Annotated in this window: 22 protein-coding genes; 14 read left to right on the top strand and 8 right to left on the bottom strand. The window is 66.0% G+C overall.

Annotated features, from left to right (window positions below; translation table 11 throughout):
* The first annotated feature begins 1 nt into the window (after nt 1).
* The 4 genes from hemJ (at nt 2) to C1H66_RS03515 (ending at nt 4031) form a co-directional block, all read left to right on the top strand.
* Nucleotides 2-433 carry a protoporphyrinogen oxidase HemJ gene (gene hemJ / locus C1H66_RS03530; RefSeq protein ID WP_102626532.1) on the top strand — a complete coding sequence of 144 codons (432 nt, stop codon included), beginning with the start codon at nt 2-4 and terminating at the stop codon, nt 431-433.
* Nucleotides 433-1284: a bifunctional hydroxymethylpyrimidine kinase/phosphomethylpyrimidine kinase gene (gene thiD / locus C1H66_RS03525; RefSeq protein WP_240618207.1), complete on the top strand. Its 852-nt coding sequence runs from the start codon at nt 433-435 to the stop codon at nt 1282-1284. Before hemJ ends, thiD begins: the two co-directional genes overlap by 1 nt.
* Before the next feature lie 165 nt (nt 1285-1449).
* Nucleotides 1450-2739, top strand: a complete 1290-nt coding sequence (hemL, locus tag C1H66_RS03520; RefSeq protein WP_102626531.1) for a glutamate-1-semialdehyde 2,1-aminomutase — start codon at nt 1450-1452, stop codon at nt 2737-2739.
* 38 nt (nt 2740-2777) lie between these two features.
* The gene (locus tag C1H66_RS03515) at nt 2778-4031 is read left to right on the top strand and encodes a P-loop nucleotide/nucleoside kinase family protein (protein WP_102626530.1); all 1254 of its coding nucleotides are present in this window, start codon (nt 2778-2780) and stop codon (nt 4029-4031) included.
* A 12-nt stretch (nt 4032-4043) separates the two neighbouring features.
* On the opposite strand, the gene C1H66_RS03510 is transcribed toward C1H66_RS03515, so the two are convergent.
* Nucleotides 4044-4742 carry a response regulator transcription factor gene (locus tag C1H66_RS03510; protein ID WP_102626529.1) on the bottom strand — a complete coding sequence of 233 codons (699 nt, stop codon included), beginning with the start codon at nt 4740-4742 and terminating at the stop codon, nt 4044-4046.
* Between the two features lie 407 nt (nt 4743-5149).
* Between C1H66_RS03510 and rdgB the strand changes: the two genes are divergently transcribed.
* The 4 genes from rdgB (at nt 5150) to C1H66_RS03490 (ending at nt 8622) form a co-directional block, all read left to right on the top strand.
* A complete protein-coding gene (rdgB, locus tag C1H66_RS03505; RefSeq protein WP_102626528.1) occupies nt 5150-5761 on the top strand; it encodes an RdgB/HAM1 family non-canonical purine NTP pyrophosphatase in 612 nt (203 codons plus the stop codon).
* An 8-nt stretch (nt 5762-5769) separates the two neighbouring features.
* Nucleotides 5770-6966 carry a radical SAM family heme chaperone HemW gene (gene hemW, locus C1H66_RS03500; RefSeq protein WP_102626617.1) on the top strand — a complete coding sequence of 399 codons (1197 nt, stop codon included), beginning with the start codon at nt 5770-5772 and terminating at the stop codon, nt 6964-6966.
* A gap of 40 nt (nt 6967-7006) precedes the next feature.
* Complete coding sequence (locus C1H66_RS03495) at nt 7007-7687, top strand: YiaD family glycine zipper/OmpA-like lipoprotein (protein ID WP_240618206.1); 681 nt, start codon at nt 7007-7009, stop codon at nt 7685-7687.
* Nucleotides 7688-7773: 86 nt separating this feature from the next.
* A complete protein-coding gene (locus tag C1H66_RS03490) occupies nt 7774-8622 on the top strand; it encodes a 23S rRNA (adenine(2030)-N(6))-methyltransferase RlmJ (RefSeq protein ID WP_102626527.1) in 849 nt (282 codons plus the stop codon).
* 5 nt (nt 8623-8627) lie between these two features.
* On the opposite strand, the gene mnmE is transcribed toward C1H66_RS03490, so the two are convergent.
* The 4 genes from mnmE to rpmH all read right to left on the bottom strand — a co-directional run bounded on the left by mnmE (nt 8628) and on the right by rpmH (nt 12550).
* Nucleotides 8628-9998, bottom strand: coding sequence for a tRNA uridine-5-carboxymethylaminomethyl(34) synthesis GTPase MnmE (gene mnmE, locus C1H66_RS03485; protein ID WP_102626526.1), 1371 nt, complete (start codon nt 9996-9998; stop codon nt 8628-8630).
* Nucleotides 9999-10100: 102 nt separating this feature from the next.
* Nucleotides 10101-11792: a membrane protein insertase YidC gene (gene yidC / locus C1H66_RS03480; protein WP_102626525.1), complete on the bottom strand. Its 1692-nt coding sequence runs from the start codon at nt 11790-11792 to the stop codon at nt 10101-10103.
* 238 nt (nt 11793-12030) lie between these two features.
* Nucleotides 12031-12402, bottom strand: coding sequence for a ribonuclease P protein component (gene rnpA / locus C1H66_RS03475; protein WP_102626524.1), 372 nt, complete (start codon nt 12400-12402; stop codon nt 12031-12033).
* Between the two features lie 13 nt (nt 12403-12415).
* Nucleotides 12416-12550 (bottom strand): 50S ribosomal protein L34, encoded by a 135-nt coding sequence (gene rpmH / locus C1H66_RS03470; protein ID WP_010626003.1) that lies wholly within the window; start codon nt 12548-12550, stop codon nt 12416-12418.
* Between the two features lie 519 nt (nt 12551-13069).
* Between rpmH and dnaA the strand changes: the two genes are divergently transcribed.
* The 4 genes from dnaA to gyrB all read left to right on the top strand — a co-directional run bounded on the left by dnaA (nt 13070) and on the right by gyrB (nt 19352).
* Nucleotides 13070-14545, top strand: coding sequence for a chromosomal replication initiator protein DnaA (dnaA, locus tag C1H66_RS03465; RefSeq protein WP_102626523.1), 1476 nt, complete (start codon nt 13070-13072; stop codon nt 14543-14545).
* 106 nt (nt 14546-14651) lie between these two features.
* Entirely contained in the window at nt 14652-15755 is a 1104-nt protein-coding gene (gene dnaN, locus C1H66_RS03460; protein ID WP_102626522.1) for a DNA polymerase III subunit beta, read from the top strand.
* Nucleotides 15756-15804: 49 nt separating this feature from the next.
* Nucleotides 15805-16935, top strand: a complete 1131-nt coding sequence (recF, locus tag C1H66_RS03455; RefSeq protein WP_102626521.1) for a DNA replication/repair protein RecF — start codon at nt 15805-15807, stop codon at nt 16933-16935.
* The gene (gyrB, locus tag C1H66_RS03450; RefSeq protein WP_102626520.1) at nt 16932-19352 is read left to right on the top strand and encodes a DNA topoisomerase (ATP-hydrolyzing) subunit B; all 2421 of its coding nucleotides are present in this window, start codon (nt 16932-16934) and stop codon (nt 19350-19352) included. The genes recF and gyrB overlap by 4 nt, the downstream gene beginning before the upstream one ends.
* Nucleotides 19353-19499: 147 nt before the next feature.
* On the opposite strand, the gene gmhB is transcribed toward gyrB, so the two are convergent.
* The 3 genes from gmhB to glyQ form a co-directional block, all read right to left on the bottom strand.
* Nucleotides 19500-20057, bottom strand: a complete 558-nt coding sequence (gene gmhB / locus C1H66_RS03445; RefSeq protein ID WP_102626519.1) for a D-glycero-beta-D-manno-heptose 1,7-bisphosphate 7-phosphatase — start codon at nt 20055-20057, stop codon at nt 19500-19502.
* A gap of 253 nt (nt 20058-20310) precedes the next feature.
* Nucleotides 20311-22377 (bottom strand): glycine--tRNA ligase subunit beta, encoded by a 2067-nt coding sequence (glyS, locus tag C1H66_RS03440; RefSeq protein WP_102626518.1) that lies wholly within the window; start codon nt 22375-22377, stop codon nt 20311-20313.
* Nucleotides 22378-22379: 2 nt separating this feature from the next.
* Complete coding sequence (gene glyQ / locus C1H66_RS03435; protein WP_102626517.1) at nt 22380-23357, bottom strand: glycine--tRNA ligase subunit alpha; 978 nt, start codon at nt 23355-23357, stop codon at nt 22380-22382.
* 102 nt (nt 23358-23459) lie between these two features.
* On the opposite strand from glyQ, the gene rfaD reads away from it, so the two are divergent.
* The gene (gene rfaD, locus C1H66_RS03430; RefSeq protein ID WP_102626516.1) at nt 23460-24416 is read left to right on the top strand and encodes an ADP-glyceromanno-heptose 6-epimerase; all 957 of its coding nucleotides are present in this window, start codon (nt 23460-23462) and stop codon (nt 24414-24416) included.
* Nucleotides 24409-25467, top strand: a complete 1059-nt coding sequence (gene waaF / locus C1H66_RS03425) for a lipopolysaccharide heptosyltransferase II (RefSeq protein ID WP_102626515.1) — start codon at nt 24409-24411, stop codon at nt 25465-25467. Before rfaD ends, waaF begins: the two co-directional genes overlap by 8 nt.
* Nucleotides 25468-25474 lie beyond the last annotated feature (7 nt).

The following is a 25474-nucleotide window of genomic DNA, read 5'->3' as shown; positions in this document are numbered from 1 at the left end:
AATGTACCTGTGGATCAAGGCCCTGCACCTGATCGCCATGGTGACCTGGTTCGCCGCGCTGTTCTATCTGCCGCGACTCTACGTCTATCACGCCATGGCCCGTGATCGTGGCGAGCAACAGGCCATCGATCACTTCCTGGTGATGGAGCGCAAGCTCTACCGCGGCATCATGACGCCGTCGATGATCGCCGTGCTGGTGCTGGGTGGCGGGATGCTCTTCCTGACACCGGTCTGGCTCGGCCAGGGCTGGATGCACGTCAAGCTGCTGCTGGTGGCGCTGCTGGTGGCCTATCACCATGTCTGCCTGATCTACCTGAAGCAGTTCGCCGCGGGCCGCTGCACGAGGAGTCACGTCTTCTTCCGCTGGTTCAACGAGCTGCCGGTGATCGCGCTGCTGGCGATCGTCCTGCTCGCCGTGCTCAAGCCGTTCTGATGATGACCACTTCCAATGTTGCCCCCCATCTGCCGGTGGTGCTGGTGCTGGCGGGTCACGACCCCACCGGGGGGGCCGGCCTGATGGCCGACGCCGAGGCGATCGCCGCCTGTGGCGGCTGGGCGTTGACCGTTCCCACGGCGCTGACCGTGCAGAACTGTCGCGATGTGGCCGAGGTGGTGCCGGTGGATCCCGGTACCATGCGGCGCATGGTGGCTGCACTCGAGGGGTTCGAAATCGCCGCCATCAAGGTAGGACTGGTGGCCCACACGGCGACCCTCGATGCCGTGACCGATATCGTGCGCCGTCATCCCGGGGTGCCGCTGGTGGTGGATCCGGTGTTACGTGCCGGCGGCGGCAGTGAGTTATCCACAGCCGAGCTGGTGGATGCCTTCCGCGAGCGGCTGCTGCCCCTTGTGGATATCCTCACCCCCAATCGGCAGGAGCTGGCAAGGCTGTCGGCCGGTGCCGAGGGGGATGACACCGAGCGGGCGGTGGAACTGATGACCCTGGGTTGCCAGGCGGTACTGGTCACCGGCACCGACGACCCGAGCGGGCGCGTGCCGGCCGACCGGGTGGAGCACACCCTGCATGCCACGGACGTGAGCCGGCAGTGGTCCTGGCCGCGCCTCGGCGGCACCTTCCATGGATCAGGCTGTACGCTCGCCGCGGCACTGGCGGCGCGATTGGCGGCCGGCGAGACGGTGGTGACGGCCTGCGAGCAGGCTCAGGCGTTCACCTGGCAGGCGCTGGCCCATGGCTGGCGACCGGGTCACGATCAGGCGCTGCCGCGGCGGCTCTGGCAGCTGCCGGCGGTGGTGAGCTTCCCCGGTGACACGTCGCGTGGATGAGGGGGGCTGGCCATCGCCGACGCGACCACCGAGAATGGAGCATAGCGGTCGGCAGGCAGGGGGACTTCTTCACCGCCCTTCCCCCGCTTGCCGGCAGGTTGTCCAGTGACTTGTCCACAGCCCGGTGCCACGGGCTGACACCATCTTCGTTTGCTTGAGGTAGACATGACCACATCCGCACAGCTCTTCGAACAGGCCTGCCGTCACATCCCCGGTGGCGTCAATTCGCCGGTACGTGCCTTCAAGGGGCTGGAGCGCCCGCCGGTGTTCATGGAGCGTGCCCAGGGCGCCTACCTGTTCGATGTGGAAGGCAAGCGCTATGTCGACTATGTCGGTTCCTGGGGACCGATGATCACCGGCCATGCCGACCCCGACGTGCTCGCCGCGGTGCGCGAGCGGCTCGACAACGGCCTCTCCTTCGGGACGCCCACGGCCATCGAGACCACCATGGCCGACCTGATCTGCGAGATGCTCCCCTCCATCGAGATGGTGCGCATGGTCAACTCCGGTACCGAAGCCACCATGTCGGCGATTCGCCTGGCGCGCGGCGTCACCGGGCGCGACAAGATCGTCAAGTTCGAGGGCAACTACCATGGCCATTCCGATTCGCTGCTGGTCAAGGCCGGCTCCGGCGCCCTGACGCACGGCGAGCCGAGTTCGCCGGGCGTGCCGGCGTCCCTGGCCGAGCACACCATCACCCTGCCCTACAACGACCTGGATGCGGTGGAGCAGTGCTTCGAGGAGATCGGCGACCAGGTGGCCTGCATCATCGTCGAACCGGTCGCCGGCAACATGAACTGCATCCCGCCGCAGCCGGGCTTCCTGGAGACCCTGCGCCGGGTCTGCAACGCCCACGACAGCGTGCTGATCTTCGACGAGGTGATGACCGGTTTCCGGGTCGCCCTGGGCGGTGCCCAGGCCCATTATGGCGTCACGCCGGATCTCACCTGCCTGGGCAAGATCGTCGGCGGCGGCATGCCAGTGGGCGCCTTCGGCGGCAGCGAGACGCTCATGTCGAACATCTCGCCACTGGGCCCGATCTACCAGGCCGGTACCCTCTCGGGCAATCCACTGGCCATGGCCGCCGGCATCGCCCTGCTCACCAAGCTGCGGGTCCCGGGCTTCCACAATGCCCTGGCCCAGCGGGTCGATACCCTCTGCCATGGCCTGCAGGAGCGCGCCGATGCGGCCGGTGTCGACATGATCACCCAGCGGGTCGGCGGCATGTTCGGTGTCTTCTTCACTCGCCAGAGCCGGGTCGACAATTTCGCCCAGGCCACCGCCTGCGATGCCGACGCCTTCCGTCGCTTCTTCTCGGCGATGCTCGACCGGGGGGTCTACCTGGCGCCTTCGGCCTATGAGGCCGGCTTCATGTCCAGTGCCCATACGCCGGAGGACATCCAGGTGACGCTGGATGCGGCCGAACAGGCCCTGGCCGCCATGCAGAAGGCTTGAGACGCCGCCCGCTTGCCGATACCGGAAGGAGACGTGATATGAGCCAGGCAACGGGGTTCGCCCCCTCCTCTGGTGGTGATGTCCTCGAACTGGAGGCGCTGGTCGAGCGACTGGTGGCCTTTCACCGTGACGCCGGCAGGCCGGCGGCTTCCGCCGGTGCCGGGCAGCAGGCGGCGCTGGTCATGGCCAGGGGCGAAGTGCGGGCGATCCGCGAGTGCCTCGACGGTGACGACGACCGGGAGCGCCTGGAGCACCTCGCCGCGTGGCTGGAGCAGGATATCCAGCGTCTCGCACCGGTCTTCGAGGCCCGCCGGGAGCGGCTCTGTCGTAGCTGGGCTCTCGAGAACGCCGATAGCCGGCTCTGCCACCAGGGGCGGGTCCTGCTGGCCAATGCCATCGGTCGGGATCCTGGTGTCCCCGGGGGCGATCTTCCCGCCGATCCGGCCAGTGACCTGGCCGCGCTGCTGGTGGGCCTGAAGAGTCGCGAGGAGACGGCGCTGACGCGGCTGGCCCTGGATCGCTATCTGCGGCTCTCCGGCGACTACGAGATGACGCGGCTGCTGTCGCTGCTCGGGGCCTGTCATGCCCTGAGCGGCGCGCGGCGTGCGCTCTCGCGGCGTCCGCCACTGAATCGGGATCCCGAACATCCCGCGTTGCAGGCCGAGAGCATGGCCGAGTGCCGTCGCTTCCTCGCCCTTGCCGAGGTCATCGCCGAGTTTCGTTTCCCGCCGCTGGTGATCGCCGTGGGCGTCGCCGGCAGTGGCAAGAGTCGCTTCACCAGCGGACTGGTGTCGCGGCTCGGAGCGATCCGGGTCTGTTCCGATATCGAGCGTCGACGCCTGCACGGTCTCGATGTGACTTATCCTCAGGACGTCGCCGGTGGCGCCCCTGTGGATATCTTTTCCGAGGCGGCGACGGCACGCACCTACCGGCGACTCGCCTCCTGCGCCGGTGTGCTCCTGGACGCCGGGATCCCGGCCTGTGTCGATGGGACCTTCCTGCGCCGCTGGCAGCGCGACCTGTTGCGCCAGCAGGCCGAGGCGCGGGGCTTGCCGTGCCTGCTGGTCAGTTTCGAGGCCGACGATGCCACCCTGCGACGGCGCATCGAGAAACGGGCCCGGCAGCAGGGGGGGGCCGTGGAAGAGAGCCTGTCGGTGCTGACCCGTCAGCAGGCCGATCTCGAGCCCTTCGCCGACGAGGAGCGACTCCACCTGGTCCATCTCGATACCACCGCCGACAACGCCGCCGAGACCCTGGCGGGGCTGATCCAGGAGCACGTTCGGCTGTTCTGAGGTGTTCCCGGCTCAGTGGCCGTTGGACGCCGCCGGGGGCTCGTTGCGTCGTCGTCGGCCGACCAGAGGCGGCGGGGCCCCGAGGTTCTGGCGCGCCCAGTTCACTGCCTGGATGCGATTGTGCACCTTGATCTTGCGGAAGATGTTGTAGAGGTGCGACTTGACGGTGTGTTCGCTGACGAACAGCTGGTCGGCGATCTCGGTGTTCGAGGCCCCGGTCCCCAGCATGGCGATGATCTCCAGTTCCCGATGGGTCAGGCCGCAGACCGGGCGGTAGGAGTTGAGCTGCTGGCGACGGAAGAACTGGATCATGCGGGTCATCAGCGAGCGCGACATCCAGAGATAGCCCTCGAGCAGGGTATTGAGTCCCTTGCAGATCAACGGCAGGGGGTCGCTGCGGTAGAAGACGCCTTGCAGGTTCATGGCGGACAGCACCTCTACCGCATGATCCTCGTCACGCAGGTTGAAGGCGGCCAGCGTCATGCCGGCCTCCTCGGCCGCCTTGACATGCCACTGCTGCATGGTGGCTTCGTCGATGTGATCCGCATCGAGCAGCACCAGCACCCGAGCGGGGTCCCTGCCCTTCCAGTCGGCCGCCGGTGCCACGACCGATACCGGACAGTCGAGTTGCTGATGCAGATAATCGATGAAAAGCTGCGTCTGTGGATTGCTGGTGGTCACCAGCAGTACGATGCCTTTGTCCTGATTCATGATGCGACTCCCACGGAAGAGCGGGTAGAGCCCCCCATCCCTGACCACCCTTCAGGCTGAGCGGGACTTTCTTAAGTGGTCAACTGAGTGTTGGACAAAATGTAACAATTTATTACTAACTTTTGGTTATTTCTTTCTTCCCTTTTAGACGATATTTCTTGTCTTATATAAATGCCCAGGCAAAACAGACTGTTGTATGGCTCGCAGGACTCTGGAACGGGTGTCGCCAATCGCCGAGACAATGAAATTCATGCTCATTCCGTGCCAGTCTTGTGTTTCATGCTCAATCTTTAGCATGGCTTTTTACATGCCGACAGGATGACGTTCATCGCCCGTTCGCCCGCATTCCCCTGGCCAGGCCCGACCCGTAGAATGGGCACCCACGCCCCCTTCCTGGAGAACCGCCCATGACCCCGACCCCTCTGGTGCTGGCGAGCGGTAATGCCGGCAAGTTGCGGGAGTTCCATCAACTGCTCGGTCCGCTGGGTTTCGAGGTCCGGCCCCAGGCGGACTTCGGGGTGGCCGACGTCGAGGAGACCGGGCTGACCTTCGTCGAGAATGCCCTGCTCAAGGCCCGCGAGGCGAGCCGGGTCGGCGGTCTGCCTGCCCTGGCCGATGACTCCGGACTCGAGGTGGATGCCCTGCATGGCCGGCCGGGTATCCATTCGGCGCGCTATGCCGGCGAACCCAGGAGCGATGAGCGCAACAACGCGAAGCTGCTGGAGGCGTTGTCCGCGGTGGCCGAGGGGCGTCGCACCGGGCGTTACTGGTGTGTGCTGGTCTACCTGCGCCATGCCGAGGATCCGGTGCCGCTGATCGTGCAGCGCAGTTGGGAAGGCGAGATCCTGGCGCATCCGCGCGGCGAAGCCGGCTTCGGCTATGATCCGCTGTTCTGGCTCCCCGACCAGGGCATGAGCGTTGCCGAACTCGCACCCGAGGCGAAGAATCGCCTCAGCCACCGTGGGCGTGCCCTGCAGGCCCTGGTGGAGATCCTGCGCGAGGCGCCCGATCGTCGATGAGCGACCGCATGATGGACGACGCCCCTGCCCTGCCGCCGCTGGCGCTCTATGTCCACGTACCCTGGTGCGTGCGCAAGTGCCCCTATTGCGACTTCAACTCCCATGGGGTCGGGCGTGGCGCGGTGCTGCCCGAGGAGGAGTACCTGGCGGCCCTGATCGCCGATCTCGATGCCGATCTGCCGCTGGCCGCCGGGCGCCCGCTTGCCAGCATCTTCATCGGCGGCGGTACCCCTAGCCTGATGTCCGCCGACTTCTACTCGCGGCTATTCGAGGCCCTGGCGGAGAGGCTGCCGTTGGCGCGGGACATCGAGATCACCCTGGAGGCCAACCCGGGCACCCTGGAGCGTGGCCGCTTCGCCGGTTACCGGGCCGCAGGGATCAACCGCCTGTCGCTGGGGGTGCAGAGCTTCCAGGACGAGCAGCTCGCGGCGCTGGGACGGATCCACTCGGGTGCCGATGCCGCGGCGGCCGTCGACGAGGCCCGGCGGGCCGGTTTCGACAACCTCAACCTCGATCTCATGCATGGCCTGCCGGGACAGACCCCGGCCCTGGCCCTGGCCGACCTGGAGGCGGCTCTCATGCTGTCACCGGAGCACCTCTCGTGGTACCAGCTGACCCTGGAGCCCAACACCGCGTTTCATTCCCACCCGCCGCCGCTGCCCGAGGAGGAGGTGCTGTGGGACATCCAGGACCTGGGCCACGAGCGCCTCGAAGCGGCCGGCCTGGTGCGCTACGAGATCTCCGCCTATGCGCGTGGCGGCCGGCGCTCGCGTCACAACCTCAACTACTGGGGCTTCGGCGATTACCTGGGGATCGGTGCGGGGGCTCACGGCAAGCTGAGCCGGTTCGGTGCCGAGGGTGTGATGGCCATCGAGCGGCGCTGGAAATCGCGCCAACCGGATGCCTACCTGCGGCGCTCCAAGGATCCGCGCGGCTTCGTCGCCGGCCGCAGCCTCATCGACGAAGTGGAGCTGCCACTGGAGTTCGCCATGAACGCCCTGCGCCTGGTGGAGGGCGTTCCCCTCTCTGCCTGGTCGACGCGTACCGGTCGGGCGCCGTCATGCCTGGAGGACAGGCTGGCGGCGCCGCGCAAAAAAGGACTTCTTGTGGAAGATGCCGGCCGACTGCAGGCATCCCCTCAAGGTCTATTATTCTTGAACGAGCTGCTGGCCCTGATCAGTCAGGACCGGGGCTGTCAGGGATGAGCATCGCAGGTCATTTCGAATACCAAGGAGACACGACCCCATGATCAAGCCTCTTCGTCTTTTCGTGCCGGTGGCCGCCGCCGCCCTGTTGGTGGGTTGTGCCACCTCCGACCCCTACTCCGGGCAGACCCAGCGCTCGAGTACCATGACCGGTGCCGGCATCGGTGCCGCCGTGGGTGCGGCTGCGGGCGCGCTCTCCGGCAGCGGCAGCACCAGCCGCCGTGATCGCGCGCTGATCGGTGCCGCCGTGGGTGCCGCTGCGGGTGCCGGCGTCGGCGCCTACATGGACCGTCAGGAGGAGCAGTTGCGCGCCAGCACCCAGGGCACCGGGATCGAGGTCGATCGTCGTGGTGACGACATCGTGCTCAACATGCCGAGCGGCGTGACCTTCGGTTTCGATTCCAGCGAACTGACCATGAACGCCCGCAATGCGCTCAATGACGTGTCCTCGGTACTGACCCAATACTCCGATACCCGGGTCAACATCGCCGGCCATACCGACAGTACCGGCAATGCCGACTACAACCAGCGGCTTTCGGAGCGTCGTGCCGAGGCCGTCGGCAACTATCTGGCCCAGTCCGGTGTCGCGCGTAACCGCCTCCAGATGAGGGGCTACGGCCAGACCCAGCCCGTCGCCAGCAACGACAACGAGGCGGGGCGTGCCCAGAACCGTCGCGTCGAGATCACCCTGTCGCCCATCGAGTCCCAGTTCCAGCAATAAGCCCGCTGTTGCTCGATGTCGCCGATACGGGCCCGCCACTGTCTCAGTGGCGGGCCCTTTGCTTGCCGAATCACGGATGTCGATCCATGCTTTCCTATCAGCACGCCTACCATGCCGGCAATTTCGCCGACGTTCACAAGCATCTGACGCTTTTTGCCGTCATCGATCATTTATTACGTAAATCTTCACCTGTTACGTATATCGATACCCATGCCGGTCGGGGCCTCTATCCGCTGGCGGCGGAGGAGACGCGAAAGCTGCAGGAGTACCGCCAGGGGGTGGTGCCGCTCTGGCAGGCACGCCAGGCGTTGGCGGAGGAGCCACTGCTCCGCGCCTGGCTGGAGTCCCTGGCGAGGGTGCAGCAGCGGGAAGGAGAACTGGATCACTATCCCGGGTCGCCCTGGTGGCTGGCCCAGCGGCTACGCTCCGAGGACCGCCTGAGGCTGTTCGAGCTGCATCCCGGCGAACACGATCACCTGGCCCGTCAGCACCTGCCGGACAACGTGCGGCGCACCCACGGCGATGGTCTGCAGGGGCTCCTGAAGCGGTTGCCGGTATCGACGCCGCGGCTCTGCGTGCTGGTCGATCCCAGCTTCGAGCGCAAGGCGGAGTACGCCGAGGTGGCGGAGGCGGTGTCGAGTGCAATGGGGAAGGCGCGTCATGCGGTGATGCTGGTGTGGTATCCGCTGCTGCCGGCCGGGCGTCACCGCGAACTGCTGGAGGGCCTGCGCGACGGTGGGCTGCGCAAGATCTGGCGCAGCGAGCTGAGCCTGCGCGAGCCCGCCACGGACGAGCGGGGCATGTATGGCAGCGGCATGCTGGTGGTGAATCCACCCTGGGGGCTCGACGAGCGGCTCGCCGCCGCCATGGCCCGAATCACGCCGTTGCTGGGTGACACCGCGACCTACCGCGACGAGTGGTGGGTGGCCGAGTAGGGGCTTCACTTGCCGATGCAGAAGCTGCCGAAGATCTCGCCGAGCAGGTCGTCTGCGCTGACTTCCCCGGTGATCTCGCCCAGTGCCTGCTGGGCGTCGCGCAGGTCCTCGGCGAGCAGCTCCCCGGCACCGTAGCCGGCCAGTTGCTCCTCACCGTTGGTGAGCGCTCGCTTCGCCCGGTCGAGAGCGTCCAGATGGCGTCGACGCGCCGAGAAGTGCCCCTCGGTGGTAGCCGCATAGCCCATCACCGCCTTGAGGTGCTCCTTGAGATTATCCACCCCCTGGCCGGTCTTCGCCGAGAGCCGGATCACCGGGGTGGCTGTGGACGAGTCGATGCCTGGGGCTTCGTGGCTGGCATCGATCTTGTTGCGCACCAGGGTCAGGCGAGAGGGGTCGGCCAGGCGAGCGACGAACTCGGGCCAGATGACCATGGGGTCGGTGACGTCGGTCATGGCGGCGTCGACCATCAACAGCACGCGGTCGGCCTTGCCGATCTCGTCCCAGGCACGGGCCACGCCGATCCTTTCCACGGCATCGGGGGTATCGCGCAGGCCGGCGGTATCGATCACGTGAAGCGGCATGCCATCGATGTGGATATGTTCGCGCAACACGTCCCGGGTGGTGCCCTCGATCTCGGTGACGATGGCGGTGTCCTGCTGGGTGAGGGCATTGAGCAGGCTCGACTTGCCGGCGTTGGGGCGTCCGGCGATCACCACACTCATGCCTTCGCGCATCAATGCGCCCTGGCCGGCGGCGGCACGCACCTCGGCCAGCTCGGCCTGGACGGCGGTGAGCATCGCGGCGACCTTGCCGTCGGCGAGGAAGTCGATCTCCTCCTCGGGGAAGTCGATGGCCGCCTCGACGTACATGCGCAGCTCGACCAGCCGTCGTACCAGGGCCTCGACCCGGCGCGAGAACTCGCCTTGCAGCGAGCGCAGGGCGTTCTCGGCGGCGCTGCGCGAGCTGGCATCGATCAGGTCGGCGATGGCCTCGGCCTGGGCCAGGTCGAGCTTGTCGTTGAGGAAGGCGCGCTCGGAGAACTCACCGGGGCGGGCGAGGCGGGCGCCCAGCTGCACGCAGCGTTCCAGCAGCAGGTCCATGATCACCGGGCCACCGTGGCCCTGCAGCTCGAGCACGTCCTCTCCGGTGAACGAGTAGGGGCCGGCGAAGTAGAGCGCGAGGCCCTCGTCGATCACCGCGGCCTGGCCCCGGAACGGGCCGTAGTGGGCGCGGCGCGGGGCAGGGCAGTGCCCGATCATCGCCTCGGCGATCGCCGCACAGGCAGGCCCGGAGACACGTATGATGCCCACCCCGCCACGTCCCGGCGGGGTGGCGAGTGCCGCAATGGTGTCCTGGACGTAAAGGGGCTCGGCCATCGTCTTCTCCTCGTCGCGCTCTGCGCCATTGTCTGCACGGGGGGCCGGAAACGCCAGACCCCCGCCAGGGGCGGGGGTCTTCGGGCGCGGGGCGGGACCGGGTTACTTGGTCTTCATGCCCTTGCCGACGCTCGGGTCGCTCTCGATCTTGCGCGTGATCACGTACTGCTGGGCGATCGAGATGACGTTGTTGACCACCCAGTAGATGACCAGGCCGGCCGGGAACCACAGGAAGAAGAAGGTGAAGACGATCGGCAGCATCTTCATGATCTTCGCCTGCATGGGGTCCGGCGGGGTCGGGTTGAGCAGTTGCTGCACGAACATCGAGGCGCCCATCAGGATCGGCAGGATGAAGAACGGATCCTTCACCGACAGGTCCTGGATCCAGAACATGAAGGGCGCATGGCGCAGCTCGACGGACTCGAGCAGCATCCAGTAGAGCGCGATGAAGACCGGCATCTGCACCAGGATGGGCAGACAGCCGCCCAGAGGATTGATCTTCTCCTTCTGGTAGAACTTCATCATCTCCTGGGACATCTTCTGGCGGTCGTCGCCGTACTGCTCCTTGAGGCGCTGCATCTCCGGCCCCAGCTTGCGCATGCGGGCCATGGACTTGTAGGCCTTGGCGGAGAGCGGCCACATGGCCAGCTTGACCAGGACGGTGAGGAAGACGATCGACCAGCCCCAGTTGCCGATCAGGTTGTGGATCTGGTCGAGCAGCCAGAACAGCGGGTTGGCGATGAACCACAGCCAGCCGAAGTCCACGGTCAGGCGCAGGTTGGGGGCCACGGCCTCCATGTAGTCCTGGACCTTGGGTCCCATGTACAGGGTGGCACCCAGGCGGGCCTCGCCCTCCGGGGCGACGCTGCTGATCGGGCCGGCGAAGGCCGCCACGTTGCGATTCTGCGAGTCGGTAGTGGCGTAGAAGAGGTTCTGCTGGTTCTGGGGTGGCGCCCAGGCCGAGACGAAGTAGTGCTGGATGATGGCCACCCAGCCGCCCTCGACGTCACGGTTCGTGAACTTGCCTGACTGGATATCGTCGAAGCCGACCTTCTGGTAACGGTCATCCGGCGAGGAGTAGGCGGCGCCCAGGTAACTGCTCATGCCGAGCGCCACGCCGCTGGAGGGGTCGGGGCTGTTGTCCCGGGCCAACTGGCCGATGAAGCGGGCGCTGACCGGCTCCTCGGTAGGGTTGGCGAGGTAGTAGTTCACGTCCACGGCGTAGCTGCCGCGCTCGAAGGTGAAGCGCTTGACGACATCGACGCCGTTGACCTCGGCGGACAGGTCCACCTCGAGGCGATTGTCGTTCTCGGTCAGGCGATATTCGGTGCTCTCGGGCGTGAAGGTGATGCGCCCGGCGTGGCCATCGAGCTGTAGCCCCGACCGTGCCACGTAGCTGCGGCTTTCGCCGTCGGAAAGCAGCACGTAGGGGCGCTCGGAGTCCAGCGTGAAGCGATGCTGCGGTAGGGCGGCATAGACGATGTCTCCCCCCTGCGGGTCGATGCGCACATCCAGCACGTCGGTGATCACGGCCACCAGGTCGCGACTGCGCGTGGTCGTGGTCGGCTCGCCGGGCATCTCCTGGCCCACCTCACCTTCGGCCCGCGGCGTCGTCGGGACGGCGAGGTCGTCGTCTCCATCCGGGGCGGCGGTGTCCTCGCCAGGGGCTCCAGTGGTGAAGGAGGGGGCTGTCGGTTCAGGCGCTACCTGACCGTAATCCTGGTTCCACTGCACGACGATCAGGTAGGCGAGCACCGCCAGGGGAATCAGCAAGAGGAGTCGTTTTACGTCCATGAGGGGTCTGCCCGATGGGTGGTGAACATTCCGATGGCGTGGTGCGGGTCGCACGCCCGATATACACGAAAGCCTGCCGAAGGCAGGCTAGGCTCAGTACACGGATTCTCGGCACTCGGCATGCTGGTAGCGATGATCGTCCGGCAAGAGGTGGTGGCTCTCATGCAGACTCCGTGACTGGCCGCGCCGCGCCGATGCCGATACGCGGCGACGCAGCTGGCAAGTTGCCCTGGGCCCATCAGCCGGTCTTCGACTTCTGCACGTCTCGCGTCAGACGCTTCCACATGCCGTGAAGCTGGCGATGCAGGCTGGCGTTGTCGAGCTCGTGAACGCCACGCCTGGCCAGAATCACGATGTCCACGGAGGGCAGGCGCTGTTGCTGCAGCCGGATCGACTCGCGAGCGAGTCGCTTGAGGCGGTTGCGGTCGACGGCTCGCCGGACGTTCTTCTTGCTGAAGACCAGGCCGAGTCGGGGGTGTCCCAGGTCGTTGGGAGAGGCCAGTGCCATCAACCCCTTGCCATGGACCTTGTATGCAGCCGTATCGAAGACGCGCCGAAAATCCCCGGCCGTCAGAAGACGCAGACGCCGGGGAAAATCCTGACGGGACACGTGCGGTCCGCGTTCAGGCGCTCAGGCGCTTGCGACCCTTGGCGCGACGACGCGCCAGAACGGCACGACCATTCTTGGTGGCCATGCGGGCACGGAAGCCGTGCACGCGCTTGCGCTTGAGAACGCTGGGCTGAAAGGTGCGTTTCATAACTCGTTATTCCCACGTGGTTTTCAGGAAGAATCGACAATGTCGAGGCGTCCGGATCCCGTATCGGAACCCGGGGGGATTCGGCTCAAGACCGGAAATTGTAGTGATTTCGGTGCTCGGGTGCAATTTTTCCGTATCGATGCCGGTGGATGGCAGGGGAAGGGGAACGCCGCCCTGCCACGAATCAGTCATTATAATTAAAGATCTTTAGATGATGTTGTTATTAATACTGGGGACAGCTTCTGTGGATATGTGCAATTAACCGCATTAGATCAAAATGTTATTTGATAGACTTGGCTGTGGGCAAGTCTCGCATGACCGGAGGATGGCCTGTGCATCGACGGTGTACCCCGCCGGGCATCCATCCACAGGGCCGGGCCGCCCCCAGGGGAATCCCGCGGCTGTCCCCGCCGATCATCCGGGTTGTCCACAGCATGCCGCGAGGGGGTGGCTCATGTGGATAACCTTGGCCCTGAACGATACAATGTCGGTCGTTTTTTCGATGAATGGTGAGGTCGCGTGTCGCTCGCTCTCTGGCAACAGTGTCTGGACTACCTGCAGGACGAACTGAATTCCCAGCAGTTCAATACCTGGATTCGCCCCTTGCAGGCGGAGGAGGGGGAGTCCAACGAGCTTTGTCTGCTGGCACCCAACCGGTTCGTCCGTGACTGGGTCAGCGACAAGTATGCCAAGCGCATCAGTGAGTTGATGCGGGAGCTGTCGCCCGCCAAGCCACCCAAGGTGGTGCTGTCGGTGGGCAGTCGTCGCACGGCGACCGCTCCCCAGCCGCGGGAACTCGGCAATCCGGTGTCGGCCAGCCCCCGACAACCGGTGGCACCGGCGGTCCAGGTGCCGTCGCGTGGCCGCGGAGAGGTCGGGGACGAGCGCGAGATCGAAGCGCTGCGCGATGAGGGGGGCGCAGCCGGTCGGCGTCCCGGCGAGCGCCAGGTCCAGGTAGAGGGCAGCCTCAAGCACAACAGCGGACTGAATCCGAACTTCACCTTCGAGACCTTCGTCGAGGGCAAGTCCAACCAGTTGGCGAGGGCGGCGTCGAGGCAGGTCTCCGAGAATCCTGGAGGGGCCTACAACCCGCTCTTCCTCTATGGGGGCGTGGGTCTCGGCAAGACCCACCTGATGCATGCCGTGGGCAATGCCCTGGCCGGACGTCGCGAGAATGCGCGGGTGGTCTACCTGCATTCCGAGCGTTTCGTGGCCGACATGGTCAAGGCGCTCCAGCTCAATGCCATCAACGACTTCAAGCGCTTCTATCGCAGCGTGGATGCCCTGCTGATCGACGATATCCAGTTCTTTGCCGGCAAGGAGCGTTCCCAGGAGGAGTTCTTCCACACCTTCAATGCGTTGCTCGAGGGTGGCCAGCAGATGATCCTCACGTCGGACCGTTATCCCAAGGAAATCAGTGGGGTAGAGGAGCGGTTGAAGTCACGTTTCGGCTGGGGGCTGACGGTGGCGATCGAGCCGCCGGAGCTCGAGACCCGGGTGGCGATCCTGATGAAGAAGGCCGATCAGGCCAAGGTCGAGCTGCCTCACGATGCCGCCTTCTTCATCGCCCAGAAGATCCGCTCGAATGTCCGCGAGCTGGAGGGTGCCCTGAAGAAGGTGATCGCCGACTCCCATTTCATGGGCAAGCCGATCACCCAGGACTTCATCCGCGAGTCGCTCAAGGACCTGCTGGCCCTGCAGGACAAGCAGGTGGGGGTCGACAACATCCAGCGCACCGTGGCCGAGTACTACAAGATCAAGCTCTCCGACCTGCTGTCGAAGCGTCGCTCGCGGTCGGTGGCCAGGCCCCGCCAGGTGGCCATGGCGCTGGCCAAGGAGTTGACCAACCACAGCCTGCCGGAGATCGGCGATGCCTTCGGCGGCCGCGATCACACCACGGTGTTGCACGCTTGTCGCAAGGTGCAGGCCCTTCAGGAAGAGAACGCCGACATCCGCGAGGACTACAAGAATCTGCTGCGTCTGCTGACCAGCTAAGCTAGGTTGGTTGCCTTTCAACCGTTGTCATTCAAGAACAGCGATGCCGATCGACCGGCCAAAGCCGCCGGCGGCCGAACCCTTCAGGACAAGACGTGGAGCCGACATGAAATTTTCCATCTCCCGAGAAGCCCTGCTGCGCCCGCTGACGCTGGTCGCCGGCGTGGTGGAGCGACGCCAGACCCTGCCGGTACTGTCCAACGTGCTGATCCAGGTCGACCAGGACCAGGTGGCATTGACCGGCACCGACCTGGAAGTCGAGCTGATCGGGCGAACTGCAGCGAGCCTGGTGGAGGAGCCGGGTGCCGCCACCGTGCCGGCACGCAAGCTGATGGACATCTGCAAGTCGCTGCCGGACCAGTCAGAGCTCCAGCTCTCCCTGGAGGATGGTCGGGCCGTGCTGCGTAGCGGGCGCTCCCGCTTTACGCTCTCGACCCTGCCGGTGGCCGAATTCCCCAATATCGAGGACAGCCAGGGGAGCATCGAGCTCAGCCTGCCGCGGGGTACCCTCAAGCACCTGATCGATGCCACGTCCTTCGCCATGGCCCAGCAGGATGTGCGCTATTACCTCAATGGCATGCTGCTCGAGCTGCGTTCCAACCTGGTCCGCGCCGTGGCCACCGATGGCCACCGTCTGGCGGTCTGTTCGCGGCCTACGGAGATCGCGGTCGACCCTGCCCAGAAGCTGATCGTGCCGCGCAAGGGCATACTCGAGCTGGCCCGCCTGCTGGATGACAGCGACGAGCCGGTCAGCTTGACCCTGGGGGCCAGTCATGTCCGGGCCCATACCGGTGATTTCACCTTCACCTCCAAGCTGGTGGACGGCAAGTTCCCGGACTACGAACGTGTCGTGCCCCGTGGCGGCGACAAGGTGTTCATCGCCGACCGGGCCGAGCTGCGCCAGGTGCTGTCCCGCACCGCCATTCTCTCCAACGAGAAGTACCGCGGCGTGCGCCTGAACCTGGAAGAGGGCAACCTGCGGGTGATGGCCAACAACCCCGAGCAGGAGGAAGCCGAGGAGAACGTGGCCATCGAATACAGCGGCGGAGCCATGGAGATCGGCTTCAATGTCGGCTATCTGGTCGACGTATTGAACGCGCTGGATGAAGATCGGGTGCAGATGACCCTGGGTGATCCCAACAGCAGCGCGCTGATGGAAGAGCCCGGCGGTGGCGATGCCCTCTATGTCGTCATGCCGATGCGCCTCTGACGGAACTGGCCTCGCCTTGAGCGGCGCGTCGGCTGACCCCCACTCCTATATGCCACTCGATCGCCTCACCTTTCAGGGCCTGCGCAACCTGCAGGCCCTGGACTTTCGTCCCGGGCCCCGGATCAATCTCCTGACCGGCGCCAACGGCAGCGGCAAGACCAGCCTGCTCGAGGGCATTTATATTCTCGGCATGGGCCGGTCCTTTCGTACTCGCCAGCTGCGCCATGTGATCGCCCATGACGCCGAGGCGTTGATGCTGCATGGGCGCCTCGCCGGCGATCCCCCGGTGCCCTTCGGGGTGCGGCGACATCGTGATGCCCCGGAGCTGGAGATGCGCCTGGCCGGCGAGCGAATCGCGCGCATTTCACGTCTGGTGGAGACCCTCCCGCTGCAGTTGATCAACCCCGATGCCTTCCGCCTGCTCGAGGGCCCACCGGCCGGACGTCGCGAGTTTCTCGACTGGGGTGTGTTTCACGTGAAACACGACTTTCTCGATGTCTGGCAGCGGGCGCGGCGCGCGCTGAAACATCGGAATGCGCTGCTCAGGCATGGTAGAATGCACGATGGTTCCCTGCCGGCCTGGGAGCAGGAACTGGTGCACTGGAGCGAGCGGCTCGACGGCTTGCGTCGCGCCTGGATGGAGGCCTTCCTGCCGGTCTTCGAGGAGACCCTGACGGGCTTGCTGCCACTGCCGGAGCTGCGACTTCGCTATTCGCGAGGCTGGGATCGGCGGCGAGAATTGGCCGAGATTCTGCGCCAGGGAAGAGAGTCCGATCGGCAGATGGGGTTCACCCAGCAGGGCCCGCAACGTGCCGATCTCGGCATTCGATTCGGGCGGCGCCCGGCCGTGGAGGTGCTCTCCCGGGGCCAGCAGAAGCTGGTCGTCAGCGCCTTGAAGCTGGCACAGGGCCGGTTGCTCGAGGCGAGCACGGGACGCACCTGTGTCTACCTGATCGATGACCTGCCAGCCGAGCTCGACAGCGAGCACCGTCGCGTGTTCTGCGACTGGCTGGAGAGAATGCACTGCCAGGTATTCATTACCAGCGTCGATCACGACGCCCTGGTGGATCTGTGGCAAGCCGAGACCCCGGTCGCGATGTTTCACGTGAAACGTTCGAACTCGGGCGAAGGGCAGCTGTTGCCACTGGACAGACAGACTTCACGACGGAGTAGTCAATGAGCGAACAGGCTTACGACTCATCGAGCATCAAGGTTCTCAAGGGGCTGGATGCCGTACGCAAGCGTCCCGGGATGTACATCGGCGACACCGATGATGGGACCGGCCTGCATCATATGGTGTTCGAGCTGGTGGACAACTCCATCGATGAAGCCCTGGCTGGCCATTGCAGCGAGATCCGGGTCGTTATCCATCCCGACGAATCGATCACCGTCAGCGATAATGGCCGCGGGGTCCCCACCGATATTCATGAAGGCGAGGGGGTGTCGGCGGCCGAGGTGATCATGACCGTGCTCCATGCCGGGGGCAAGTTCGACGACAACTCCTACAAGGTTTCGGGTGGTCTGCACGGCGTCGGCGTCTCGGTGGTCAATGCCCTCTCCGAGGAGCTCAAACTGACCATCTGGCGTGCCGGCCAGGTCCACGAGCAGATCTATCATCATGGGGTGCCCCAGGCGCCACTGGCGGTGGTCGGCAAGACCGAGAAGAGCGGCACCCGGGTGCATTTCCGGCCCTCGCCGAACACCTTCGCCAATATCGAGTTTCACTATGACATCCTCGCCAAGCGGTTGAGAGAACTCTCTTTTCTCAACTCGGGCGTGGCCATTCGCCTGATCGACGAGCGCAGTGGCAAGGAGGAGCTCTTCCATTATGAGGGGGGGCTCAAGGCGTTCGTCGACCACCTGAACACCAACAAGACGGTGCTCAACCCGGTGTTCCATTTCGAGGCGGAGCGCGAGGATGGCGTGGTCGTCGAGGTGGCGATGCAGTGGAACGACTCCTTCTCGGAGAACATCTTCTGCTACACCAACAATATCCCCCAGCGGGATGGCGGCACCCACCTGGCGGGCTTCCGGGCCGCCCTGACTCGCAGCCTCAATCACTATATCGAGGCCGAAGGGCTGCTCAAGAAGTCCAAGGTCAACACCTCCGGTGACGATGCGCGCGAGGGGCTGACGGCGATCATCTCGGTGAAGGTGCCGGATCCCAAGTTCTCTTCCCAGACCAAGGACAAGCTGGTCTCCTCGGAGGTCAAGACCGCGGTGGAGCAGGAGATGGGGCGCCTGTTCTCGGAGTACCTGATCGAGAAGCCCAACGAGGCCAAGGCGATCGTCAACAAGATGCTCGATGCGGCCCGGGCCCGCGAAGCGGCGCGCAAGGCGCGCGACATGACGCGTCGCAAGGGGGCGCTGGATATCGCCGGCCTGCCGGGCAAGCTGGCCGATTGCCAGGAGAAGGATCCTAGCCTCTCCGAGCTGTTCCTGGTCGAGGGTGACTCGGCCGGCGGCAGCGCCAAGCAGGGGCGCGATCGTCGTACCCAGGCGATCCTGCCGCTCAAGGGCAAGATCCTCAACGTGGAGAAGGCGCGCTTCGACAAGATGCTGTCGTCGGCGGAGGTGGGCACCCTGATCACCGCGCTCGGCTGCGGTATCGGTCGCGAGGAGTTCAATCCCGACAAGCTTCGCTACCACTCGATCATCATCATGACCGATGCCGACGTGGACGGCTCCCACATCCGCACGCTGCTGCTGACCTTCTTCTTCCGCCAGATGTCACAGCTGATCGAACGGGGGCATGTCTTCATCGCCCAGCCGCCGCTCTACAAGATCAAGCGCGGCAAGCAGGAGAGCTACCTCAAGGACGAGCAGGCCCTGGTCGACTACCTGACCACCACGGCACTGGACGGTGGCCGCCTCTACGTCAATGCCGACGCACCGGGCATCAGCGGCGCTGGCCTCGAGAGCCTGGTCAACCAGTACCGCGATGTGATGAAGCGCATCGAGCGCCTGTCCCGGGTCTATCCCAACGAGGTGCTGCGCAAGATCGTCCATGCGGCGCACCTGGAGGGCGAGACGAGTCTCAAGGACCGCGTCACCATGCAGAACTGGATCGAGTTCCTGCAAGCGGAGATGGATGCCCTGGTGGCCTACGAGGGGGGGCCGCGCTACACCTTCCGGCTCGAGCAGGACAGCGAGCGCGGGCTCCATCTGCCGGCGGTCACGCTGACCGCTCATGGTGTGACCACCGACTATGTGTGGGGCATCGACTTCTTCACCAGCGCCGACTATCGCATCATTGCCGGCCTCGGCGAGACCCTGGACGGGCTGCTGGAAGAGGGGGCCTATGTGGCCCGCGGTGAGCGACAGAAGCCGGTGGCCAGCTTCTACGAGGCGCTGGAGTGGCTGATGGGCGAGGCCCAGCGGGGGCTCTCCATTCAGCGCTACAAGGGGCTGGGCGAGATGAACCCCGATCAGCTGTGGGATACCACCATGAACCCGGAGACACGGCGCATGCTCCGGGTCTCCATCGAGGATGCGGTGGCCGCCGACATGATGTTCAACACCCTGATGGGCGATGAGGTGGAGCCGCGCCGTGACTTCATCGAACGCAACGCCCTGGTAGCCAATCTGGACGTCTAATGTCGATGGCATGTTTCACGTGAAACATGCCGAATCCAGTGAGAGAAACCACCAAGCCGGCCATCATGGCCGGCTTGGTGGTTTCTGCATGGATGATCGGTCAGGAGGAGGGGGAGGGCGGCGGGGTGTGGTGGAAAAGAAACCGGATCAGCGGGTCTGGTGCAACAACCAGTCGACGAAGGCGGCGAGGTCGTCGAAGACAAGGGCGTGGTGAAGGCCCTCACCCTTGGCCAAGGTGCGTTCACCCTTGCCCGTCCTGACCAGCACCGGGCGGCAACCGAGTGGCTCAGCGGCCTGCAGGTCCCGCAGGCTGTCGCCGACCATCCAGCTGCCCTCGAGACTCTCGAGGGCCAGGGCAACGCGAATCTGCTCGAGGAGCCCGGGCAGCGGCTTGCGGCAATCGCAGCCATCGTCGGGGCCGTGTGGGCAGTAGGCGATATGGGCGATCTCGCCGCCGGCCGCGGCGACCCGCCGCCCGAGCTCCCGGTGCATGGCGGCCAGGGTGGCTTCGTCGTAGAGGCCCCGGGCGATGCCCGACTGGTTGGTGGCGACCGCGACCGTCCAGCCGGCCTGGGTCAGGCGGGCGATGGCGGCGATCGCGCTGGGGTAGGGGATCCACTCGTCGAGGGACTTCACGTAGTCATCGGAGTCATGGTTGATGACGCCGTCGCGGTCGAGGATCACGAGCTTGGGTGGGCTGGGCATGAGAGAGGGTCACTGATGATTCGAAGGCGGTGACGTGCAGTGTTTCATGTGGAACCCGGGTTGCCAAGCAACGAGGGCCGGCAGGCCATGTTTCACGTGAAACATCCGCAGGCGAAGAAAGCCGGGTGAAGCAGCATGGGAAGCGGAGCGACGACGAGCGGGCATGTTCCACGTGAAACAGGCCGACGGGGCGTTATGACATGCAAAAGGGCCGGCGAGTGGCCGGCCCTTTTCGGCAAGACATCGGGCAGCGCTACTGCTGAAGCTGGGCGATATCGGCGACTTCGAGGAACAGCGCCTGCAGGCCCGCGAGCAGCGCCAGCCGGTTGCGGCGCACCGCCTCGTCCTCGGCCATGACCATGACCTGGTCGAAGAAGGCATCGACCGGCTCACGCAGGCTCGACAGGGCGTCCAGCGCCTCGCGGTAGCGTCCCTCGGCGAACAGCGGCATCACGGCGTCATGCTGCTCGATGAGCGCTGCATGGAGGGCCTGCTCGGCGGGCTCCCCCAGCAGCGTGGCGTCCACCCGCGTCGAGCCATCGTGCTCCTGCTTGGCGAGGATATTGGAGACTCGCTTGTTGGCGGCGGCCAGCGCTGCGGCTTCCTCGCGGTGGGCGAAGGCGTGCACCGCGCGCAGGCGCCGGGCGAAGTCGAGCGGGCGGGTCACCGGGCGGGCGCGCACTGCGAGATAGACCTCGGCCTCGATCCCCTCGTCCTGGCCCCAGGCACGGAAGCGGTCGAGCATGTAGCCGAGTACCTCGTCGACCAGGCTCTCGGCGTAGGGCAGCTCCTGGTGCTGGGCGGCCGCCAGTTCGAGCAGCTCGCGCAGGTCGAGGGGCAGTTCACCCTTGATCAGGATGTTGAGTACGCCGATGGCGGCACGGCGCAGGGCGAAGGGGTCCTTGGTGCCGGTGGGCCGCTGGCCGATGCCGAAGATGCCGGTCAGGGTGTCGAGGCGGTCGGCCAGCGCCAGGGCCAGGCCGGTGCGGGTGCGGGGGATCTCGTCGCCGGCGAAGCGCGGCAGGTACTGCTCTTCCAGTGCCTCGGCCACCTCCCCGGGTTCGCCGTCGTGGGTGGCGTAGTAGCGGCCCATGATGCCCTGCAGCTCGGGAAACTCCAGCACCATCTCGGTGACCAGGTCGCACTTGGCCAGCTCGGCGGCACGGCGGGCCTGGGGCACGTCGCCGTCGATGCGGCCGGCGATGAAGGCGGCCACGGCGGCGGTGCGGTGGGCCTTGTCGGCCAGGGTGCCGAGCTGTTTCTGGAAGACCACGCCGGAGAGTTCGCCGAGGTGGCTGGCCAAGGGGCGCTTGCGGTCGGTGTCGTAGAAGAAGGCGGCGTCGGCCAGGCGCGGACGGATCACCTTCTCGTTGCCCTCGATCACCTGCTGGGGATCCCGGCTGTCGATATTGGAGATGGTGATGAACAGCGGCTTGAGGCGCCCCTGTTCGTCGAGCAGGTGGAAGTACTTCTGGTTGGCCTTCATCGAGGAGATCAGGCACTCCGCCGGCACCTCGAGGAAGCGTTCGTCGAAGCTGCCGGTCAGGGCCACCGGCCACTCGACCAGGCCACTGACCTCGGTGAGCAACTCCTCGTCGATCACCGCCAGGGCCTCCTGGACCTCGGCCTCGGCCAGCACCTGCTCGCGGATCCGCTCGCGGCGCTTGTCACGGTCGGCCAGCACCCAGGCGGCCTCGAGGGCGGCGAGGTAGTCGTCGGCATGGGCCAGCTCGATGGCCTCGGGGGCGTGGAAGCGGTGCCCGCGCGTGGTGCGGCCGGCCCGCAGGCCCAGGGCCTCGGCCTCGATCACCGTGCTGCCGTAGAGCATCACCAGCCAATGCACGGGGCGGGAGAACTCGATGCGCGAGGCCCCCCAGCGCATGTTCTTGGGTACCGGCAGGGCGGCGATGGCCCTCTCGACGATGGCGGGCAGCAGGCGGACCGTGGCCTCGCCCGGCTGCCGCTCGCGGTAGCCGAGCCAGGTGCCCTTGTCGGTCTCCAGGTGGATCAGGTCGTCGACGCCGACGCCACAGGAGCGGGCGAAGCCGTCGGCGGCCCTGGTCGGCTGGCCGTCCTTGAACGCCGCGGCCAGCGCCGGGCCGCGGCGCTCGACCTCGCGGTCGGGCTGCTTGTCGGCGAGCTCGCGGATCTGTACCGCCAGGCGACGCGGGCTGGCGTAGGCGAGCACTTCGCCGAAGGCAACCTCGGCCTCGGCGAGGCCACGGCGGATGCCCTCGGCCAGGGCGTCGGAGAGGGTGTCGATGGCGCTCGGTGGCAGTTCCTCGACGCCCAGTTCAACCAGTAGGGTGTTGGCAGCCATGCTCATGCGTCTCCCTGTTCGGCCAGCAGTTCATTGCGCAGGGCCTCGGGGGCCAGCGGGAAGCCGGCGGCCTTGCGCGAGTCGTAGTAGGCGTGGGCCACGTCGCGGGCCATGGTGCGCACCCGCAGGATGTAGCGCTGGCGTTCGGTGACCGAGATGGCGTGACGGGCGTCCAGCAGGTTGAAGGTGTGCGAGGCCTTGAGCACCTGCTCGTAGGCAGGCAGGGGCAGGGCGGCCTCGAGCAGCTTGGCGCACTCGCGCTCCTGGTGGTCGAAGGCGGCGAACAGGGCCGGCACGTCGGCATGCTCGAAGTTGTAGGCGGACTGTTCGCGCTCGTTCTGCAGGTAGACGTCGCCATAGCTGACGCGGCTGCCATCCGGGGCAATGGTCCAGACCAGGTCGTAGACGCTGTCGACGTCCTGCAGGTACATGGCGATGCGCTCGAGGCCGTAGGTCAGCTCCCCGGTGACCGGATAGCACTCCAGGCCGCCGGCCTGCTGGAAGTAGGTGAACTGGGTCACCTCCATGCCGTTGAGCCAGACTTCCCAGCCCAGCCCCCAGGCGCCAAGGGTGGGAGACTCCCAGTTGTCCTCGACGAAGCGGATGTCGTGCACCAGCGGGTCGAGGCCCAGGCGCCTCAGCGAGCCCAGGTAGAGCTCCTGCAGTGCGGCGGGAGACGGCTTCATCACCACCTGGAACTGGTAGTAGTGCTGCAGGCGGTTGGGGTTCTCGCCGTAGCGACCGTCGGTGGGCCGGCGGGAGGGCTGCACGTAGGCGGCATTCCAGGTCTCGGGGCCGATGGAGCGCAGGAAGGTGGCGGGATGGAAGGTGCCGGCACCGACTTCCATGTCCAGGGGCTGCAGGATCACGCAGCCCTGTTCGGCCCAGTAGTGTTGCAGGGCGAGGATCAAGCCTTGAAAGGTCGAGCCATCTGGGGTCGACCCTGGGGTTGAGGTCGACGTGAGTGTCGAGAGAGTCATCGCGGGAAGCACCGTTGGCCATGAATTCACAGGGCGTCAAGTATACAATCACAGGCAGATCGGTTATAGGCGCAGTCCGCTGTGCCCCAATGAGGACATCCCATGATCGTAGTGACAGGCGGAGCCGGCTTCATCGGCTCGAATCTGGTCAAGGCACTCAACGCCCGCGGCCGCGACGACGTGCTGGTGGTCGATGACCTGCGCGATGGCACCAAGTTCGTCAACCTGGCCGACTGCACCCTCGGCGACTACCTCGACAAGGACGACTTCCGCGCCCGGGTCGAGGCGGTGTTGCGCGGTGAACCCTCCAGGCTGCCGCCGATCGAGGCGATCTTCCACGAGGGGGCCTGCTCCGACACCACCGAGTGGGACGGCCGCTTCATGCTCGACAACAACTTCGAGTACTCGAAGGTGCTGCTGCACTTCTGCCAGCGGCAGGGCATTCCCTTCCTCTACGCTTCCTCGGCGGCCACCTACGGCGGCAGCGAGGTGTTCGTGGAGGCACCGGAGCACGAGAAGCCGCTCAATGTCTACGGCTACTCCAAGCTGCTGTTCGACCAGTACGTGCGGGCGCGCTGGGATGACTTCCAGAGCCAGGTGGTGGGCTTCCGCTACTTCAACGTCTATGGCCCCCGCGAACAGCACAAGGGCAAGATGGCCAGTGTCGCCTACCACCACCACACCCAGGTGAGCGCCGGTGAGAATCTCAAGCTGTTCGGCGCCTGGGACGGCTATGAAGCGGGCATGCAGAGCCGCGACTTCGTCTACGTGGGCGACGTGGTCGACGTCAACCTGTGGTTCCTGGACCACCCGGAGCGGTCCGGCATCTTCAACCTGGGGACCGGCCGCGCCGAGCCGTTCAAGGCGATCGGGGAGGCGGTGATCGGCTTCCACGGCAAGGGCGAGATCGAGTACATCGACTTCCCCGAGGAACTCAAGGGACGCTACCAGAGCTACACCCGGGCCGACATCTCGCGGCTGCGCGAGGCCGGCTATGACCGCGAGTTCCGCACCGTCGCCGAGGGGGTACGCGAGTACCTGGAGTGGCTGCATGGCTGAGGCCGGCACCGCGGCCCCGCCGACGGGCGAGCGGATCCTGGTGGTCGGGCCTTCCTGGGTGGGCGACATGGTCATGGCCCAGAGCCTGCTGATGACCCTCAAGGCCCGTCATCCCGGGTGCCGGATCGGCGTGGTGGCCCCGGCCTGGTCGCGGCCGATCCTCGAGCGCATGGCGGAGGTCGACGAGGTGGTGAGCCTGACGACCGGCCATGGCGAGTTCGGTTGGCGGGCCCGGCGGAGACTGGCGAGGCGGCTGCGTGGCCGCTTCGATCGCGCCATCGTGCTGCCGCGCTCCTGGAAGTCCGCGCTGGTGCCCTTCCTGGCGGGCATTCCGCGGCGGACCGGTTTCACCGGTGAGCAGCGCTATGGTCTGCTCGATGACCGCCGCCGGCTCGACAAGGCGGTACTGGACCAGACGGTGAAGCGTTTCGTCGCGCTGGGCCTGCCCGCCGCCGAGGCCGACTCGGGCAGCTTCGCCATCCCCCGCCCGCGTCTCGCGGTCGATGCCGACAACCTCGACGCGTTGCGCTCGACCCTCGGGCTATCGTCGCGCCCCGCCATCGGCATGATGCCGGGAGCGGAGTATGGCCCGGCCAAGCAGTGGCCGCTCGCCTATTTCCGCGAACTGGCCGGGCGACTCACGGCCGAAGGCTTCGAGGTCAGGGTGCTGGGGGGAGCGAAGGACCAGGCCGCCGGCGAGACGATCAGCGCAGGGCAGGCGCAGGTGCACAACCTCTGTGGTCGTACGCGGCTGGCCGATGCCGTCGACCTGCTGGCGGACTGCCGGCAGGTGGTCACCAACGATTCGGGCCTGATGCACGTGGCGGCGGCGGTGGGCACCCGGATCCAGGCGATCTACGGCTCCTCCTCGCCACGCTATACCCCGCCGTTGACCGACAATGCCGAGATCCACTATCTCGGGCTCTCCTGTTCGCCCTGCTTCGCGCGCACCTGTCCGCTCGGGCACACCCACTGCCTGGTGCAGCTATCCCCATCGCGCTTGCTGGGGGCGGTGCTGGGCACGACCGAGCCGGTCATCGCCCGGGGCTAGCCAAGCC

The sequence above is a fragment of the Halomonas heilongjiangensis genome (assembly GCF_002879645.1).
GTDB classification, from domain to species: domain Bacteria; phylum Pseudomonadota; class Gammaproteobacteria; order Pseudomonadales; family Halomonadaceae; genus Halomonas; species Halomonas heilongjiangensis.
The sequence above is the reverse complement of the archived record's forward strand: the minus strand, read 5'-3'. Positions and strand labels throughout refer to the sequence as shown.

Bases quoted from the DNA above. Each gene is read 5' to 3' on its own strand.
- recF (WP_102626521.1), top strand. From the start codon at position 15,805: ATGCCACTCGATCGCCTCACCTTTCAGGGCCTGCGCAACCTGCAGGCC.
- yidC (WP_102626525.1), bottom strand. From the start codon at position 11,792: ATGGACGTAAAACGACTCCTCTTGCTGATTCCCCTGGCGGTGCTCGCC.
- hemL (WP_102626531.1), top strand. From the start codon at position 1,450: ATGACCACATCCGCACAGCTCTTCGAACAGGCCTGCCGTCACATCCCC.
- gyrB (WP_102626520.1), top strand. From the start codon at position 16,932: ATGAGCGAACAGGCTTACGACTCATCGAGCATCAAGGTTCTCAAGGGG.
- hemJ (WP_102626532.1), top strand. From the start codon at position 2: ATGTACCTGTGGATCAAGGCCCTGCACCTGATCGCCATGGTGACCTGG.
- C1H66_RS03510 (WP_102626529.1), bottom strand. From the start codon at position 4,742: ATGAATCAGGACAAAGGCATCGTACTGCTGGTGACCACCAGCAATCCA.
- thiD (WP_240618207.1), top strand. From the start codon at position 433: ATGATGACCACTTCCAATGTTGCCCCCCATCTGCCGGTGGTGCTGGTG.
- waaF (WP_102626515.1), top strand. From the start codon at position 24,409: ATGGCTGAGGCCGGCACCGCGGCCCCGCCGACGGGCGAGCGGATCCTG.
- rdgB (WP_102626528.1), top strand. From the start codon at position 5,150: ATGACCCCGACCCCTCTGGTGCTGGCGAGCGGTAATGCCGGCAAGTTG.
- dnaN (WP_102626522.1), top strand. From the start codon at position 14,652: ATGAAATTTTCCATCTCCCGAGAAGCCCTGCTGCGCCCGCTGACGCTG.
- rpmH (WP_010626003.1), bottom strand. From the start codon at position 12,550: ATGAAACGCACCTTTCAGCCCAGCGTTCTCAAGCGCAAGCGCGTGCAC.
- glyS (WP_102626518.1), bottom strand. From the start codon at position 22,377: ATGGCTGCCAACACCCTACTGGTTGAACTGGGCGTCGAGGAACTGCCA.
- hemW (WP_102626617.1), top strand. From the start codon at position 5,770: ATGATGGACGACGCCCCTGCCCTGCCGCCGCTGGCGCTCTATGTCCAC.
- C1H66_RS03490 (WP_102626527.1), top strand. From the start codon at position 7,774: ATGCTTTCCTATCAGCACGCCTACCATGCCGGCAATTTCGCCGACGTT.
- rfaD (WP_102626516.1), top strand. From the start codon at position 23,460: ATGATCGTAGTGACAGGCGGAGCCGGCTTCATCGGCTCGAATCTGGTC.
- mnmE (WP_102626526.1), bottom strand. From the start codon at position 9,998: ATGGCCGAGCCCCTTTACGTCCAGGACACCATTGCGGCACTCGCCACC.
- glyQ (WP_102626517.1), bottom strand. From the start codon at position 23,357: ATGACTCTCTCGACACTCACGTCGACCTCAACCCCAGGGTCGACCCCA.
- gmhB (WP_102626519.1), bottom strand. From the start codon at position 20,057: ATGCCCAGCCCACCCAAGCTCGTGATCCTCGACCGCGACGGCGTCATC.
- C1H66_RS03515 (WP_102626530.1), top strand. From the start codon at position 2,778: ATGAGCCAGGCAACGGGGTTCGCCCCCTCCTCTGGTGGTGATGTCCTC.
- C1H66_RS03495 (WP_240618206.1), top strand. From the start codon at position 7,007: ATGATCAAGCCTCTTCGTCTTTTCGTGCCGGTGGCCGCCGCCGCCCTG.